This is a genomic window from Kitasatospora sp. MY 5-36, from assembly GCF_001182915.1.
In the GTDB taxonomy this organism is placed as follows: Bacteria; Actinomycetota; Actinomycetes; order Streptomycetales; family Streptomycetaceae; genus Kitasatospora.
The window spans coordinates 1-15,845 of sequence record NZ_LFVW01000247.1 but is presented as its reverse complement, the minus strand read 5'-3'; the positions used below and the strand labels follow the sequence as shown (position 1 = coordinate 15,845).

The 15,845-nt window shown below is 74.4% G+C and carries 16 protein-coding genes and 1 pseudogene; 14 read left to right on the top strand and 3 right to left on the bottom strand.

Annotation, left to right across the window (positions count from 1 at the left end):
• From AE652_RS17855 to hypE, 14 genes are all read left to right on the top strand, one after another.
• Nucleotides 1-950, top strand: a 950-nt coding sequence (locus tag AE652_RS17855) for an enoyl-CoA hydratase/isomerase family protein (protein ID WP_049652597.1), incomplete at its 5' end; no start/stop codon positions are given.
• A 132-nt stretch (nucleotides 951-1,082) separates the two neighbouring features.
• Nucleotides 1,083-2,174 carry a hydrogenase expression protein HypE gene (locus tag AE652_RS17850; protein WP_049652595.1) on the top strand — a complete coding sequence of 364 codons (1,092 nt, stop codon included), beginning with the start codon at nucleotides 1,083-1,085 and terminating at the stop codon, nucleotides 2,172-2,174.
• A gap of 157 nt (nucleotides 2,175-2,331) precedes the next feature.
• Entirely contained in the window at nucleotides 2,332-4,119 is a 1,788-nt protein-coding gene (locus AE652_RS17845) for a nickel-dependent hydrogenase large subunit (RefSeq protein ID WP_049652594.1), read from the top strand.
• Nucleotides 4,116-4,589 carry a hypothetical protein gene (locus AE652_RS17840; RefSeq protein ID WP_049652591.1) on the top strand — a complete coding sequence of 158 codons (474 nt, stop codon included), beginning with the start codon at nucleotides 4,116-4,118 and terminating at the stop codon, nucleotides 4,587-4,589. Before AE652_RS17845 ends, AE652_RS17840 begins: the two co-directional genes overlap by 4 nt.
• Nucleotides 4,586-5,233: a DUF5947 family protein gene (locus AE652_RS17835; protein WP_234348427.1), complete on the top strand. Its 648-nt coding sequence runs from the start codon at nucleotides 4,586-4,588 to the stop codon at nucleotides 5,231-5,233. The genes AE652_RS17840 and AE652_RS17835 overlap by 4 nt, the downstream gene beginning before the upstream one ends.
• Complete coding sequence (locus AE652_RS17830; protein WP_049652590.1) at nucleotides 5,230-5,874, top strand: DUF6084 family protein; 645 nt, start codon at nucleotides 5,230-5,232, stop codon at nucleotides 5,872-5,874. Before AE652_RS17835 ends, AE652_RS17830 begins: the two co-directional genes overlap by 4 nt.
• A complete protein-coding gene (locus AE652_RS17825) occupies nucleotides 5,871-7,298 on the top strand; it encodes a hypothetical protein (RefSeq protein WP_049652587.1) in 1,428 nt (475 codons plus the stop codon). Before AE652_RS17830 ends, AE652_RS17825 begins: the two co-directional genes overlap by 4 nt.
• Nucleotides 7,295-7,816: a hydrogenase maturation protease gene (locus tag AE652_RS17820; protein WP_049652585.1), complete on the top strand. Its 522-nt coding sequence runs from the start codon at nucleotides 7,295-7,297 to the stop codon at nucleotides 7,814-7,816. The genes AE652_RS17825 and AE652_RS17820 overlap by 4 nt, the downstream gene beginning before the upstream one ends.
• Before the next feature lie 214 nt (nucleotides 7,817-8,030).
• Complete coding sequence (gene hypA / locus AE652_RS17815; RefSeq protein WP_049652583.1) at nucleotides 8,031-8,387, top strand: hydrogenase maturation nickel metallochaperone HypA; 357 nt, start codon at nucleotides 8,031-8,033, stop codon at nucleotides 8,385-8,387.
• Between the two features lie 31 nt (nucleotides 8,388-8,418).
• Nucleotides 8,419-9,252 carry a hydrogenase nickel incorporation protein HypB gene (gene hypB, locus AE652_RS17810; RefSeq protein ID WP_049652601.1) on the top strand — a complete coding sequence of 278 codons (834 nt, stop codon included), beginning with the start codon at nucleotides 8,419-8,421 and terminating at the stop codon, nucleotides 9,250-9,252.
• Nucleotides 9,249-11,597 carry a carbamoyltransferase HypF gene (gene hypF / locus AE652_RS17805; protein WP_049652581.1) on the top strand — a complete coding sequence of 783 codons (2,349 nt, stop codon included), beginning with the start codon at nucleotides 9,249-9,251 and terminating at the stop codon, nucleotides 11,595-11,597. The genes hypB and hypF overlap by 4 nt, the downstream gene beginning before the upstream one ends.
• 6 nt (nucleotides 11,598-11,603) lie before the next feature.
• Entirely contained in the window at nucleotides 11,604-11,909 is a 306-nt protein-coding gene (locus AE652_RS17800) for a HypC/HybG/HupF family hydrogenase formation chaperone (protein WP_049652580.1), read from the top strand.
• Nucleotides 11,906-13,075 carry a hydrogenase formation protein HypD gene (gene hypD, locus AE652_RS17795; protein WP_049652578.1) on the top strand — a complete coding sequence of 390 codons (1,170 nt, stop codon included), beginning with the start codon at nucleotides 11,906-11,908 and terminating at the stop codon, nucleotides 13,073-13,075. Before AE652_RS17800 ends, hypD begins: the two co-directional genes overlap by 4 nt.
• Nucleotides 13,076-13,082: 7 nt before the next feature.
• On the top strand, nucleotides 13,083-14,180 hold the full coding sequence (gene hypE, locus AE652_RS17790; protein ID WP_049652599.1) for a hydrogenase expression/formation protein HypE: 1,098 nt from the start codon (nucleotides 13,083-13,085) through the stop codon (nucleotides 14,178-14,180).
• A gap of 64 nt (nucleotides 14,181-14,244) precedes the next feature.
• Here hypE and AE652_RS17785 read toward each other — a convergent pair whose 3' ends face one another.
• The 3 genes and pseudogenes from AE652_RS17785 to AE652_RS17775 all read right to left on the bottom strand — a co-directional run.
• Entirely contained in the window at nucleotides 14,245-15,066 is an 822-nt protein-coding gene (locus tag AE652_RS17785; protein ID WP_049652576.1) for a hypothetical protein, read from the bottom strand.
• A gap of 96 nt (nucleotides 15,067-15,162) precedes the next feature.
• Nucleotides 15,163-15,465 carry a hypothetical protein gene (locus tag AE652_RS17780; RefSeq protein ID WP_049652574.1) on the bottom strand — a complete coding sequence of 101 codons (303 nt, stop codon included), beginning with the start codon at nucleotides 15,463-15,465 and terminating at the stop codon, nucleotides 15,163-15,165.
• Nucleotides 15,466-15,589: 124 nt separating this feature from the next.
• A pseudogene (locus tag AE652_RS17775) lies at nucleotides 15,590-15,845 on the bottom strand (short-chain dehydrogenase); the annotation flags it as partial.

Genomic DNA, 15,845 nt, shown 5'->3' with positions numbered 1-15,845 from the left:
CGGTCTGGATCCCCGAGCTCCGCCGCCGCACCCCCGGCGGCCCGGCGGGCGTCAAGCTCCCGGCGGCCACGGCCCTCGGCGGGCTGCTGCCGGCGCTGCCGGAGGTGGCGGCGCCGCTGATGCCGGGGGAGGGGGACGGCCCGGTCTGGTCGGACCTGCGCTACCGCGAGGACGGCCCGGTGGGCTTCCTGCGCTTCTCCTTCCCGGGCGGCGCGATGTCCACCGGCCACTGCCGCCGGCTGCTGGCCGCGTACCGCTTCGCCGCGGCCCGTCCGACCTCGGTGCTGGTGCTCGGCGGCGGCCGGGACTTCTTCTCCAACGGCATCCACCTCAACGTGATCGAGGCCGCGCCGGACCCGGCCGTCGAGTCCTGGGACAACATCACCGCGATGGACGAGCTGGTCGACGCGGTGCTCACCACCACCGACCGGCTGGTGGTCGCCGCCGTCGGCGGCAACGCGGCGGCGGGCGGGGTGATGCTGGCCCTGGCGGCGGACGAGGTGTGGTGCCGCGCCGGCTCCGTCCTCAACCCCCACTACCGGCTGATGGGGCTGCACGGCTCGGAGTACTGGACGTACACCCTGCCGCGCAGGGTCGGCGCGGCGGCGGCCGAGCGGCTGACCCGCCAGGCGCTCCCGGTCTCCGCGGCGACGGCCGAGCGGATCGGCCTGGTCGACCGGGTGCTGGCCTGCGGGCCGGAGGAGTTCGGGCCGTCCGCGGCCCACCTGGCCGGGCTGCTCGCCGCCTCGCCCACCGCCCAGCAGCGGATCGCGGCGAAGAAGGCCGCGCGCGAGGCCGACGAGCGGACGAAGCCGCTCGACGCGTACCGGGAGGAGGAGCTCGCGGTGATGCACCGGCAGTTCTTCACACCCGAATCGCCGTATCACGCGCTGCGTTCCGCGTTCGTCCACAAGCGCCCGGTGCCGACGGGGCCCGCCGCGCGAGCGTGACCCGAACGGCCCCGCCGGGCTTGCCTCCCCGGGCGCCGGCTCCCGCCGCGCGGACCGGCGCCCGGCCCGGACCGTTGCTAAGACTGGCTTCGAGCCATTCCCTCCGGCTCCCATCCCCGAGGAGGCATCCTCATGGGTGCTGCAACAGCTCCAACCGCTTCGACGGCCGGGACGGCCGAGGCCGCCGCGAAGCCCGACGCCGACGCGGTGCACATCCTCTGGATCAACGCGGGCCTCAGCTGCGACGGCGACTCCGTCTCGCTGACCGCCGCGATGCAGCCGAGCATCGAGGAGATCGTCACCGGCGCGCTGCCCGGCCTGCCCAAGGTCGCCGTGCACTGGCCGCTGATCGACTTCGAGTGCGGCCCGGTCCAGGGCGCGGACAACTTCGTCGAGTGGTTCTTCAAGGCCGAGCGCGGCGAGATCGAGCCGTTCGTGCTGGTCGTCGAGGGGTCCATCCCCAACGAGAAGATCAAGAAGGAGGGCTACTGGTGCGGCTTCGGCGACGACCCCGCCACCGGCCAGCCCATCACCACCAGCGAGTGGCTGGACCGGCTCGCCCCGAAGGCGACCGCCGTGGTGGCGATCGGCACCTGTGCCACGTACGGCGGCATCCACGCGATGGCCGGCAACCCGACCGGCGCGATGGGCGTGCCGGACTACCTGGGCTGGGACTGGAAGTCCAAGGCCGGACTGCCGATCGTCTGCGTGCCCGGCTGCCCGATCCAGCCCGACAACTTCGCCGAGACGCTCACCTACCTGCTGTACCAGCTGGCCGGCTCCGCGCCGATGATCCCGCTGGACGACAAGCTGCGGCCCGCCTGGCTGTTCGGCGCCACCGTGCACGAGGGCTGCGACCGCGGCGGCTACTACGAGCAGGGGCAGTTCGCCACCGACTACGGCACGCCCGAGTGCCTCGTCCGGCTCGGCTGCTGGGGCCCGGTCGTCAAGTGCAACGTCACCAAGCGCGGCTGGACCAACGGCATCGGCGGCTGCCCGAACGTGGGCGGCATCTGCATCGCCTGCACCATGCCGGGCTTCCCGGACAAGTTCATGCCCTTCATGGACCCGCCGCCCGGCTCGCACGTCTCCACCGCCGCCAGCAGCGCGTACGGCTCGGTGATCCGCCGGCTGCGCGCGATCACCCAGAGCACCCTCGACAAGGAACCCAAGTGGCGCCGCACCGGCAGCCGCCTGACCACGGGCTACCGCCCGCCCTGGTGACGCCGCGGGGCCGCACACCGCCCGGTGTGCGGCCGCCGCCTTCCCCCGCCCCGTCCGCCGGGATCCCCTCCGCGGGGACCCCGCTCCCACGGCCCCCGTCCGCACGGCCCCCGCTCGCCGAGGCCCCGCTCCCAGAGACAAGGACACGACAGACACGATGGCAACACCGACCACCAGGGCGGCCGGCGACGGCAGCGGCCTGACCGAGATGTCCTGGGACCCGATCACCCGGATCGTGGGCAGCCTGGGCATCCACACGAAGATCGACTTCAAGCAGAAGCGGGTCGCGGAGTGCTACAGCACCTCCTCGGTCTTCCGCGGCTACAGCGTCTTCATGCGCGGCAAGGACCCGCGCGACGCCCACTTCATCACCAGCCGGATCTGCGGGATCTGCGGCGACAACCACGCCACCTGCTCCGTCTACACGCAGAACATGGCGTACGGGGTGAAGCCCCCGCACCTGGGGGAGTGGATCATCAACCTCGGTGAGGCCGCCGAGTACATGTTCGACCACAACATCTTCCAGGAGAACCTGGTCGGGGTCGACTACTGCGAGCGGATGGTCCGCGAGACCAACCCCGGCGTGCTGGAGCTCGCCGAGCGCACCGAGGCCCCGCACGCCGGCGACCACGGCTACAAGACGATCGCCGACATCATGCGCTCGCTCAACCCGATCGAGGGCGAGTTCTACCGCGAGGCGCTCCAGGTCAGCCGGTACACCCGGGAGATGTTCTGCCTGATGGAGGGCCGCCACGTGCACCCCTCCACGCTCTACCCGGGCGGCGTCGGCACCGTCGCGACGGTGCAGCTGTTCACCGACTACCTGACCCGGCTGATGCGCTACGTCGAGTTCATGAAGAAGGTCGTGCCGCTGCACGACGACCTCTTCGACTTCTTCTACCAGGCCCTGCCCGGCTACGAGGAGGTCGGCCGGCGCCGGGTCCTGCTCGGCTGCTGGGGCAGCCTCAACGACCCGGACCACTGCGACTTCACGTACCGCAACATGACGGACTGGGGCCGGCGGATGTTCGTCACCCCCGGCGTCGTGGTGGACGGCAAGCTCGTCACCAACGACCTCACCGAGATCAACCTCGGCATCCGCATCCTGCTCGGCAGCTCCTACTACGAGGACTGGCAGGGCAAGGAGCTGTTCGTCACCCACGACCCGCTCGGCAACCCCGTCGACCCCCGGCACCCCTGGAACCAGCACACCATCCCGCAGCCGCAGAAGCGCAACTTCGACGACAAGTACAGCTGGGTGATGTCCCCGCGCTGGTTCGACGGCAAGGACCACCTCGCCCTCGACACCGGCGGCGGCCCGATCGCCCGGCTGTGGTCCACCGCGCTGTCCGGGCTGGTCGACATCGGCTACGTCAAGGCCACCGGCCACAGCGTGCAGATCAACCTGCCCCGCTCGATGACCAAGCCCGAGGTCACCTTCGAGTGGAAGATCCCGCAGTGGAGCAACGCCATCGAGCGCAACCGCGCCCGCACCTACTTCCAGGCGTACGCGGCCGCCGCCGCCCTGCACTTCGCCGAGAAGGCGCTCGACGAGGTCCGCGCCGGGCGCAGCCAGACCTGGGAGCGCTTCGAGGTGCCGGACGAGTCGATCGGCTGCGGTTTCACCGAGGCCGTGCGCGGCGTGCTCTCGCACCACATGGTGATCCGCGACGGCAAGATCGCCAACTACCACCCGTACCCGCCCACCCCGTGGAACGCCAGCGTCCGGGACAGCTACGGCACGCCCGGCCCGTACGAGGACGCGGTGCAGAACACCCCGATCTTCGAGGAGAACCCGCCGGACACCTTCAAGGGCATCGACATCATGCGCGCGGTCCGCAGCTTCGACCCCTGTCTGCCCTGCGGCGTGCACATGTACGTCGGCGGCGGGCGCACCGTGCAGACCATGCACGTGCCCACCGGCCTGAGCGGGCTCACCGCATGACGGCCGAGCAGACCGGGCTGCGGATCCAGCAGGCCCTGGACGCGCTGGCCGACAGCGGCGCCGACGCCGAGCGGGCCGGCGAGCAACTGGTCCGCGACCTCATGGAGTTCTACGGCCAGGGCCTGGCCCGGCTGGTGCCGGCACTGCCCCCGCCCGCCCTGGACCGGATGCTGGACGACCCGGTCGTGGCCGGGCTGCTGCTCCTGCACGACCTGCACCCCGAGGACCTCCCCGCCCGGATCGAGCGGGCGCTCGCGGCCCTGCCCGAGCGGGTCGAGGCGGCCGGCTTCGACCCGGCCACCGGCGTCCTGCGGCTGCGCCGCACGGCCACCGGCTGCGGCTGCGGCGAACAGGAGGCGCAGGCCGTCCTGGCCTGCCACGCGCCCGAGGTGACGGCCGTGGAACTGGAACGCGCCCCGCAGCTGCTCCAGATCGGCACCCGCCCGCCGCAGCCCGCGGAGGCGCGATGAACACCCGCCGGATCTCCCGCGACGGGACCGCCCTGCTGCACCGGCTGCGCGAACCGGCGCCGCCGCGCCCCGAGCAGTGCGCCTTCTGCGGCCGGGACCTGCCCGGCGGCCACCGCCACCTGGTGGACGTCGAGGACCGCGCCCTGGCCTGCGCCTGCACCGCCTGCGGCCTGCTGTTCCAGCAGCCGGGCGCGGCCGGCGGCCGCTACCGCACCGTGCCGGACCGCTACCTCGCCGACCCGGAACGGGAGTTGGACCAGCAGGCCTGGTCGGTGCTGGGCATCCCGGTGGGCACCGCCTTCCTGTTCCGCAGCACCGTGATGGACCAGCTGCTGGCCTTCTACCCCGGCCCGGCCGGCGCCACCGAGAGCGAACTGGACGAGCAGGCCTGGCAGCGCGCCCTCGGCGGCAGCCGGCTGGCCGCCGCCCTGGAACCCGACGTGGAGGCGCTGCTGGTGCGCCGCACCGAGGAGCGCGTGGCGTGCTTCCTGGTGCCGATCGACATCTGCTACGAGCTGGTCGGCCGGCTGCGGCGGTGCTGGCACGGCTTCGACGGCGGCGCCGAGGCGCGGGCCGAACTCGACGCGTTCTTCGCGCGCCTGGCCGACCGGGCCCGCCCGCTGCCCGCGGAGGTGACGGCGTGACGGCGCTCGGCTTCGCCTGCACCGGCGTGCGGTCCGACCCGTACGCGGCCGGGCCGACCCTGGTCTTCCGGCTGCGGATCACGGCCCCGGCCGACACCCGGGTGCACGCCCTCGCCCTCCAGTGCCAGCTGCGGATCGAACCGGTCCGCCGGCCGTACGGCGAGGCCGAGGGCGGGCGGCTGGCCGACCTGTTCGGCGGACGGGAGCGCTGGGCGACCACGCTCAACCCGATCCAGTTCGCCACCGTGCCGCTGCTCGTCCCCGGCTTCACCGGCGAGACCGAGATCGACCTCGCGGTGCCGTGCACCTACGACCAGGACGTCGCTTCGGCCCGCTACTTCCGGGCACTGGACGGCGGCGAGGTGCCGCTGCTGCTGCTCTTCTCCGGCACCGCCTTCGCCGGCCCCGGCGGCTTCCAGGTCAGCCCGGTGCCCTGGGACCGGGAGGCCCGGGTGCGGATGCCGGTGCGGGTCTGGCGGGAGGCGATCGACCGGCACTTCCCCGGCAGCGGCTGGCTGCGGCTGCCGGAGGACGCCATGGCCGAGCTGCTGGCCTACCGCTCGCGGCGGGCCCTGCCCTCCTGGGAGGCGACGGTGCGCGAGCTGCTCACGGCCGCGGCGATCGGGGAGGGGGCCCGGTGAGCGGCCTCCCGGAGCGGATCGAACGCGGCTTCGCGGCCGCCCGGCAGATCGCCGACGCGGTGCTGTTGGAGGGCTACGTGCTCTACCCGTACCGCGCCTCGGCGGCCAAGAACCGGCTGCGCTGGCAGTTCGGCGTCCTGGTGCCGCCCGAGTACACCGCGCAGGGCGGCGAGCACTCCCACCAGCGCACCGAGTGCCTGATGGAGGCGCGCGACGGGGACCGGCTGGCGGTCGAGCTGCGCTTCCTACGGGTCCAGCGGCGCACCGTCGAACAGGCCACCGCCGCCGGTTTCGAGTCCGTGGAGCGGCTGGAGCTGGCCGACCGGGACCTCGTCGAATGGGACGAGGGCGTCGAGGAGCGGATCGAACTCCTGGTACCGGTCGAGGAGTTGGCCGGTGAGGGGGTGCAGCGGCCGTTCCGGCTGCCGGGCGTCGGCGAGACCGGGCTGGTGCACGAGCGGGACGCCGTCGTCGGCCGGGTGATACGGCGCCGCGAGCAGGTCGACGGCCTGCTCTGGCTGCGGGCCGAGGAACTGCCCGGCCCGTACCGGGCGCAGCGGCTGACCGTGGAGGTGGAGAACAGCTCCGCCTGGCGGCCGTCCCGGCACGCCACCCGCGACCAGGCGCTGCCGCGCTCGCTGGTCTCCGCGCACCTGCTGCTCGGCCTGGAGCACGGCCGCTTCCTGTCCGTCACCGACCCGCCCGAGTGGGCCCGCCCGGCCGTCGAGCGGTGCCGCAACGAGCGCACCTGGCCGGTGCTGGCCGGGCCGGACGGCGAGCGCGGGGTGGTGCTGTCCTCGCCGATCATCCTGGAGGACCACCCGCGGATCGCCCCGGAGAGCCTCGGCACCCTGTACGACGCCACCGAGATCGACGAGATCCTGGCGCTGCGGACGGCGGCCCTGACCGAGGAGGAGAAGCGCGAGGCCCGCGGCACCGACGACCGGGCCGGCGCGGTGATCGACCTGGCCGAGTCCATGCCGCCCGAGGTGCTGGACCGGCTGCACGGCGCGATCCGCGGGCTGCGCGAGGCCACCGGCAGCACCGCCCTCGGCCGTCCCGAGCAGCCCTGGTGGGACCCGGGCGACGACCCCGGGGTCGACCCCGAGCGGGACCGGGTGCTGGTCGACGGCCACCAGGTGGGCGCCGGCAGCCGGGTGCTGCTGCGGCCCGGACGGCGGCGCACCGACGCCCAGGACCTCTTCCTGGACGGGCGGACCGGCATCGTGGAGGCGGTGCTGCACGACCTCGACGGCTCGGTGCACCTGGCCGTCACGGTGGAGGACGACCCGGGCGCCGACCTGTGGCGGGCCCAGGGGCGCTTCCGCTACTTCCAGCCCGACGAGGTCACGCCACTGGACGGGACCGCCCCGGTGGACGGGACCGCTGCGCTGGACGGAGCCGCTCCGGTGGAGGGGCCATGACGGACCGCACGGTGCTGGTCGCCGGGGTGGGCAACATCTTCCTCGGCGACGACGGCTTCGGGGTCGAGACCGTACGGCGGCTGTCCGCCCACCCGCTGCCGGCGGGCGTCGAGGTGGTCGACGTCGGCGTGCGCGGCGTCGACCTCGCCTACCGGCTGCTCGACGGCCACCGCACCGCCGTCCTGGTGGACGCCGTCCACCGGGGCGGGGCGCCCGGCACCCTCTACCTGATCGAGGCGGACGCCGAACAGCCGCCGGAACCGCCCGCCCTCGACGGGCACCGGATGGGGCCCGACGCCGTACTGGCCCTGCTCGCCACGCTCGCCGCCGGCACCGGCGGCGAGCCGCCCGAACGCGTCCTGGTGGTCGGCTGCGAGCCGGCCTCGCTGGAGGAGGGCATCGGGCTCAGTGAGCCCGTCGCCGCCGCCGTGGCGGAGGCGGTGCGAATGGTCCTGCGGGTCGTGGACGAGGCCGCGCAGCCGGAGAAGCAGCCGGAGAAGGAGACAACACCATGCTGAGGAAACTGTTCTGCGCGGCCCTGCTGGCGGGGATCGGCGCACTGGTCTGGCAGAACCTGCCGGACCTCAAGCGGTACGTGCGCATCTCCCGGATGTGAGGCGCGCACTGCTGCGAACGGCGCAGCCCCGCGGACGGTGGCGGCGCGGCTGCGGGCCGCCGCCGCCACCTCGCCCTGTAATGGGGCGCGTTGCCGCCCGCTCCGGGAAGGGACCCATGCACGAGATGTCGATCGCCGAAGCCGTCGTCGAGCAGGTGGACACGGCCGCGCGCGAACACGGGGCCCCCGGGGTGGCACGGGTGCGGCTGCGGGTCGGCGAGCTGGCCGGCGTGGTGCCCGAGGCCCTCGACTTCTGCTTCGAACTCGCCTGCGCCGGAACGCTGGTGGCGGGCGCGGCGCTGGACACCGAGTCCGTCGCGGCCCGGGCCCGCTGCGCCCCCTGCGCGGTCGAGTGGGCGGTCGGCATGCCGCCGGACCTCGGCTGCCCGAGCTGCTCCGGCGGTGGCGGCGTGGAGCTGCTGTCCGGCCGCGAGCTGCAGATCCTCGACGTCGAGTGGGCCCGGGAACGCTGACGTCCGGGCCGAACCAGAAAGGCTGATGCCGATGTGCCGCACGGTCGACCTCCGTCAGGCGGTCCTCGCCCGCAACGACGACAGCGCCCGCGGACTGCGGGCGGCACTGGCCGCGCGGGGGACGGTCGCGGTGAACCTGCTCTCCAGCCCCGGCAGCGGCAAGACCGCTCTGCTGGAGGCCGAGTTGGGGCTCGCCCGGCGACGCGGGGTGCCCGTCGCCGCGCTGACCGCCGACCTCGCCACCGAGAACGACGCGCGCCGGCTGGCCCGCTCGGGCGCCCCGGTGAAGCAGGTGCTCACCGACGGGCTCTGCCACCTGGAGGCGCGGATGCTCGCCGGGCACCTGGACGGCTGGCTGCCGGACGACTGCCGGCTGCTGTTCGTGGAGAACGTCGGCAACCTGGTCTGCCCGGCCTCCTACGACCTCGGCGAGACGCTGCGGGTGGTGCTGGCCTCGGTGACCGAGGGCGAGGACAAGCCGCTCAAGTACCCGACGGCCTTCGGGCTGGCCAACCTGGTGCTCGTGACGAAGACGGACCTCGCGGCGGCGGCCGAGTTCGACGAGGCGGCGTTCCTGGCCAACGTCCAGCGGGTCAACCCCGGGGTGGAGGTGCTGAACACCTCGGCCCGGACGGGCGAGGGCGTCGGGGCGCTGCTGGACCGGGCGCTCGGCGTCCTGGACGGGGCGCGGCCGCACCGGCCGGTGATGGCCGCGGCGGCGCCGCACGACCACGGGCACTCTCACGATCACGACCACTCTCACGACCACGGGCACTCTCACGATCACGACCACTCTCACGACCACGGGCACGACCACGGGCACGACCACGGCCACGGCCACACCGCCGTGGGGGAGCACGCGTGACGGCCGCCCACCCCGGGCTCGACCGCGAGCGGCGGCGGGTCGCCGTCCGCGGCCTGGTGCAGGGGGTCGGCTTCCGGCCGTTCGTCCACACCCTGGCCGGTGAACTCGGACTGGCCGGCACCGTCACCAACACCGGCGAAGGCGTCCTGGTCGAGGTCGAGGGCAGCCCGGACGCGCTGGACGCCTTCTGCCGGCGGGTGGCCGGCGACGCGCCGCCGCTCGCCCAGGTGCACGAGGTGGAGCACGCGCCGCTCGCCGCCACCGGCGCCACCGGCTTCCGCATCGTCCCCTCCCGCCCCGACGGCGCCCGCGCCACCCTGATCCCGCCCGACACCGCCGTCTGCGCCGACTGCCTGGCCGAACTCGCCGACCCGGCCGACCGCCGCCACCGGCACCCGTTCATCAGCTGCACCAACTGCGGCCCCCGGCACACCATCGTCACCGGCCTGCCGTACGACCGGGCCAACACCACCATGGCCGGCTTCCCGCTGTGCCCGGACTGCGCCCGCGAGTACGCCGACCCCGCCGACCGCCGGTTCCACGCCCAACCCGTCGCCTGCCACGCCTGCGGGCCCCGGCTCGCACTGACCGTGCCCGGACGCCCCGACCTCGGCGGGGAGCAGGCCCTGGCGGAGGCCCGGCGGCTGCTGGCCGACGGCGCGGTCCTCGCCGTCAAGGGCATCGGCGGCTACCACCTCGCCTGCGACGCGCGCGACGCCGCGGCCGTCGCCCTGCTCCGCCGGCGCAAGCGGCGCGGCCGCAAGCCCTTCGCCCTGATGGCCCGCGACCTCGCCACCGTCGAGGGCCTGCTGCCCGTCGACCCGGTCGAGCGGGAACTGCTCACCGGGCCGGTCCGGCCGATCGTCCTGCTGCGCCGCACCGGCCTGCCGGTGCCCGAGGGCGTGGCCCCGGGCAGCCCCGACCTCGGGGTGATGCTCCCGTACACGCCGCTGCACCACCTGCTGCTCGCCGCCCCCGGGCCGGACCTGCTGGTGATGACCAGCGCCAACCTCTCCGGCGAGCCGATCGTCACCGAGGACCGGGAGGCGCTGGAGCGGCTCGCCCCGCTGGTCGACGGCTGGCTCGGCCACGACCGGCCGATCCACGTGCCCTGCGAGGACTCGGTGGTGCGGGTGGTGGACGGCGAGCAGCTGCCGCTGCGCCGCTCGCGCGGGTACGCGCCGCTGCCGATCCCGCTGCCGGTGCCCGTGCGCCCGGCGCTGGCGGTCGGCGGCGACCTGAAGAACACCTTCGCGCTGGCCCGGGACGGCTACGCCTGGCTGTCCGGCCACATCGGCGACATGGACGACCTGGCCACCCTGCGGGCCTTCGACCGGGCGGTCGAGCAGCTCGGCACGGTCAGCGGCGTCCGGCCCGAACTGCTGGTCGCCGACCGGCACCCCGGCTACCGCTCGCTCCGGCACGCCGAGCGGACCGCCGCCGGCCGGCCGGTGCACCGGGTGCAGCACCACCACGCCCACATCGCCGCGGTGATGGCCGAGCACGGACTGGACGGCAGCCGCCCGGTGCTCGGGGTGGCCTTCGACGGCACCGGCTACGGCGCGGACGGCGCGGTCTGGGGCGGCGAGGTGCTGCTGGCCGACTACGACGGGTTCCGCCGCCTCGCCCACCTCGGGTACGTGCCGCTGCCGGGCGGGGACGCGGCCGTCGAGCGCCCGTACCGGACGGCGCTCGCCCACCTGCGCGCGGCCGGGCTGCCCTGGCTGCCGGAGCTGCCGCCGGTCCGGGCCTGCGGAGCGGCGGAACTCGGCCTGCTGGAACGGCAGTTGGAGCGGCGACTGAACTGCCTGCCGAGCTCCAGCATGGGGCGGCTGTTCGACGCGGTGTCCTCGCTCGCCGGGGTCTGCCACCGGGCCGGGTACGAGGCCCAGGCGGCGATCGAACTGGAGGCGGCGGCCTGCGGGTTCGGCCGCGCTGACGGCCCCGGGGCCGGGCCGACGGCGCGGGCGGACGACGGCTACGCGTTCGGGTTGTCGGCGCGGGCCGGCGGCTGGACCGCCGACCCCGGGCCGGTGCTGGCCGCCGTGGTGGCCGACGTGACCGCGGGCGCCCCCGCGGGCCTGGTCGCCGCCCGCTTCCACCGCGCGGTGGCCGACCTGGTCCGGCGGAGCTGCGCGGCCGTCCGGGACCGGTACGGCGCCACCACGGTGGCGCTCAGCGGCGGGGTCTTCGCCAACGCACTGCTCTCCTCGGCCTGCGCGAGCGGCCTCGGGGAGGACGGATTCACGGTACTGCGGCACCGCCGGGTGCCGCCCAACGACGGTGGTCTGGCGCTCGGCCAGCTGATGGTGGCCGCCCGGTCGACGGCCACCCGGGAGGAGTGAGAGCGGATGTGTCTGGCTGTGCCCGGCAGGGTGACGGAGATCGGGGAGCGGGACGGGGCGAGGATGGCGGTGATGGACTTCGGCGGCGTGGTCAAGGACGTGTGCCTGGAGTACCTGCCGGACCTCGCGGTGGGGGACTACGCGATCGTCCACGTGGGCTTCGCGCTGCAGCGCCTGGACGAGGAGTCGGCCCGGCGCACCCTCGCCCTCTTCGAGGAACTCGGGCTGTTGCAGGAGGAGTTCGGCGATCCCTGGGAGGCCGCCGGGGCGGCGGCGGGCTCTGGGGCCGAGGCTGAGGAGGCCGGACGGTGAAGTACCTGGAGGAGTTCCGCAACCCCGAGCTGGCCGCCGGGCTGCTCGCCGACATCAGGGCGACGGTCACCCGGCCGTGGGCGCTGATGGAGGTCTGCGGCGGTCAGACGCACAGCATCATCCGGCATGCCATCGACCAACTCCTGCCCGAGGAGGTCGAGTTGATCCACGGGCCGGGCTGCCCGGTGTGCGTCACCCCGCTGGAGATGATCGACCGGGCCCTGGCGATCGCGGCCCGGCCGGGGGTGGTCTTCTGCTCCTTCGGCGACATGCTGCGGGTGCCCGGCACCGACCGGGACCTGTTCCGGGTCCGCGGCGAGGGCGGCGACGTCCGGGTGGTGTACTCGCCGCTGGACGCCCTGCGGATCGCCCGGGAGAACCCGGACCGGGAGGTGGTCTTCTTCGGCATCGGCTTCGAGACCACCGCCCCGCCGAACGCCATGGCCGTCCACCTGGCCAGGAAGCAGGGGCTGCGCAACTTCAGCATGCTGGTCTCGCACGTCCGGGTACCGCCCGCGATCGAGGCGATCATGGACTCGCCGGACTGCCGGGTCCAGGGCTTCCTCGCCGCCGGGCACGTGTGCAGCGTGATGGGCACCGCCGAGTACCCGGCGCTGGCCGAACGCCACCGGGTGCCGATCGTCGTCACCGGCTTCGAGCCGCTGGACATCCTGGAAGGCATCCGGCGCACCGTACGGCAGTTGGAGCGCGGGGAGCACACCGTCGACAACGCCTACCCGCGGGCCGTCCGCCCCGAGGGCAACCCGGCGGCCCGCGCCATGCTGGAGGACGTCTTCGAGGTCGCCGACCGCCCCTGGCGGGGCATCGGCGTGATCCCGCGCAGCGGGTGGCGGCTCTCCCCGCGCTACCGCGACCACGACGCCGAGCACCGCTTCGACGTCGGCGGGATCACCACCCGCGAACCCGCCGCCTGCCGCAGCGGCGAGGTGCTGCAGGGGCTGCTGAAGCCCCACCAGTGCGAGGCCTTCGGCACCGTCTGCACACCGCGCACGCCGCTCGGCGCCACGATGGTGTCCAGCGAGGGGGCGTGCGCGGCGTACTACCTGTACCGGCGGCTGGGCGTACCGGGGACGTCCGTCCGGGCCCAGGAGCCGCAGGAACGTCGGGAGCTTCAGGAACCTCAGGAGGCGGGTCGCGTTGGCTGACACCGAACTGCTCAGCGGGCCCGGCGCCGACCCGGGCACGGACCCGGGCACCGAGCGGCCCGACTTCTCCGGCTGGAGCTGCCCGCTGCCGCTGCGCGACCACCCCCGGGTGGTGATGGGCCACGGCGGCGGCGGGGCGATGTCCGCCGAGCTGGTGGAGAACCTGTTCGCGCCGGCCTTCGGCGGCCCCGTGCTGGCCGGGCTCGGCGACTCCGCGGTGCTGGAGCTGGGCGGCGCCCGGCTCGCCTTCTCCACCGACTCCTACGTGGTGCGGCCGCTGTTCTTCCCCGGCGGCTGCATCGGCGACCTCGCCGTCAACGGTACGGTCAACGACCTCGCCATGAGCGGGGCCCGGGCGGCCTACCTGTCCTGCGGCTTCATCCTGGAGGAGGGGGTGGAGATGGCCGTGGTGGACCGGGTCGCCCGGGCGCTCGGCGCCGCCGCCCGTACCGCCGGGGTCGAGATCGCCACCGGGGACACCAAGGTGGTCGAGGCCGGGCACGGGGACGGCATCTACCTGAACACCGCCGGCATCGGGATCGTCCCGGCCGGGGTCGACATCCGGCCGCAGCGCGCCCGCCCCGGCGACGTGGTGATCGTCAGCGGGCCGATCGGGCTGCACGGGGTCGCGATCATGAGCGTCCGGGAGGGCCTGGAGTTCGGGGTCGAGGTGCGCAGTGACAGCGCGGCGCTCGGCGGCCTGGTCGAGGCGATGCTCGCGGCCACCGCCGACCTGCACGTGCTGCGCGACCCCACCCGGGGCGGCCTGGCCGCGGCGCTCAACGAGATCGCCGTCGCGGCCGGGGTGGGCGTGGTGCTCAGCGAACGGGCCGTCCCCGTCCCGGAGCCGGTGGCCAACGCCTGCGCCGTGCTGGGCCTGGACCCGATGTACATCGCCAACGAGGGCCGGCTGGTCGCCTTCGTCCCGCGTCTCTCGGCGGACGCGGTGCTCGCCGCCATGCGCGCCCACCCGCTCGGCGCGGAGGCGGTGGTGATCGGCGAGTGCGTCGCGGAGCACCCGGGGATGGTCGTCGCCCGGACCGGCTTCGGCGGCACCCGGGTGGTCGACCTGCCGATGGGCGAGCAGCTGCCGCGGATCTGCTGAGGGCCCGGACGTACGCGGCCGCCCCGGGAGGCGACTTCCGGGGCGGCGGCGTACGCGGTCGGGGTCAGTCCAGGAAGCGGCGCAGCGAGTCCGCCATGGCCCGGACGAAGCCCTCCCGGACCTCGTCGGCGACCAGGTCGAGGGAGAGGTAGGGGTTGAGGTCCTCCAGCTCGACCAGGAGCAGGCGTCCGTCCTGCGCGCGGCAGGCGTCCACCCGCTGGATCCCGTGGGCGAGCGTGTTCCAGTCGACGAAGCCGCGGGCGAACGCGAGGTCGGCGGCGCTCGGCTCGTACGGCTCCAGGACCCAGCGCCGGGCCGGGTCGGGCGTGTGGAGGGCGTACTGGAAGGCGTCGTCCACGAAGTAGAACGAGACCTCGTACCGGAAGTCGATCCGCGGCTGGACCAGCACCTCGCCCCACTCGACGCCGTCCAGCTCCTCGCGGGTGAGGAAGCGCAGGCCTATGCTGTCGGCGCCCTCCTCGGGCTTGACCGCGTAGTGCTCGGCGGCGGGCAGCCGGTCGAGGTCCTGCGGCCGGTCGACGGTGGGGATGACCGGGTGGCCCGACGCGGTCAGGTCCAGCAGGTACCGCTTCCCGGCCATGTCGCCCCGCCCGGTCAGCGGGTTGTAGACGCGTACGCCGTCGGCCAGCGCCTGGGAGCGGAACCGGGCGTACTCCTCCCGGTAGTGCAGCACCGGGCCGCTGTTGCGCACCACGACCCCGTCGAAGCGCCCCATCAGGGACCGGGCGTCGAGCGGGTGGCACAGGGCCAGGTCGAAGTGCTCCCGCAGCCGGGAGGTGAGGAGGACGTCCTCGTCGCCGTAGCGCCGGCCGCGGGCGGGGTAGGCCAGGTCGGTCACGTACAGCAGGCTGGGCCGGTCGGGCACGGGGACTCCCTCGGTCGGTGGTGAGGGAGCGAATCTACCGGCCGACCGGAATCCCGCCGTCCCCGCCGCCTGTCGGTGCGGCGTCCGCGCGTCGGCTCAGGCCTGGAAGGTCCATTCGTTCACCAGGTCGAGGTTGCGGAACACCGGCGGCCCGTCGCACAGGGCGGCGGCCCGCGCGGCGAACTCCGAGGTCTCAGGGCGGTCGGAGTTCCGCATCGCCGCCTCGTGCGAGGGGAACTCCACGATGTTCAGGTACACGTTCTCGCCGTCGCGGTCACGGGTCTGCAGCGAGCGGGTCGCCAGCCGGTGGCCCGCGTTCTTCTCGACCCAGCTGTCGAGCAGGGCGTTGAACTCGTCGATCCGACTCGTCCGGTACTCGATGATCTGGATGAACCTCACGGGTCAACCTCCTCGGCTCCGCGCGGGGCAGCCGGCCGCCCCCTCCAGGGTCCCCCCGGCGCGCGTGCCCTGCCACCTCCTGGGATGGACGGGCACCGGGGGAGCCGCCGGGACGAAGCCGCCGCTACAGGAGGGCCAGGTCGGGCTCGACGCCGGCCGCTTCGCAGCTGGCGTCCCACAGGCGCGCGGCGAGGGCCGGATCGGTCATGTGGGCGCGGACCGGCTCCAGCTCCGGTGCGCCGCGCAGGCCGAAGGCCCTGGGCCCCCACAGCTGTCCGCCGCGCACCCGCGGGTCCAGGACGGCCCGGACGATCGGCCACGCGCCGCGGTCCTTGCCCTGGAGCAGCTTGGTAAGGTTCTTCGCGTTGCGTCGAATTAAG

Excerpts from the sequence above, each read along its gene's own strand:
- AE652_RS17850 (WP_049652595.1), top strand. The coding sequence starts at position 1,083 with ATGGGTGCTGCAACAGCTCCAACCGCTTCGACGGCCGGGACGGCCGAG.
- AE652_RS17845 (WP_049652594.1), top strand. The coding sequence starts at position 2,332 with ATGGCAACACCGACCACCAGGGCGGCCGGCGACGGCAGCGGCCTGACC.
- AE652_RS17840 (WP_049652591.1), top strand. The coding sequence starts at position 4,116 with ATGACGGCCGAGCAGACCGGGCTGCGGATCCAGCAGGCCCTGGACGCG.
- AE652_RS17835 (WP_234348427.1), top strand. The coding sequence starts at position 4,586 with ATGAACACCCGCCGGATCTCCCGCGACGGGACCGCCCTGCTGCACCGG.
- AE652_RS17820 (WP_049652585.1), top strand. The coding sequence starts at position 7,295 with ATGACGGACCGCACGGTGCTGGTCGCCGGGGTGGGCAACATCTTCCTC.
- hypA (WP_049652583.1), top strand. The coding sequence starts at position 8,031 with ATGCACGAGATGTCGATCGCCGAAGCCGTCGTCGAGCAGGTGGACACG.
- hypB (WP_049652601.1), top strand. The coding sequence starts at position 8,419 with ATGTGCCGCACGGTCGACCTCCGTCAGGCGGTCCTCGCCCGCAACGAC.
- AE652_RS17800 (WP_049652580.1), top strand. The coding sequence starts at position 11,604 with ATGTGTCTGGCTGTGCCCGGCAGGGTGACGGAGATCGGGGAGCGGGAC.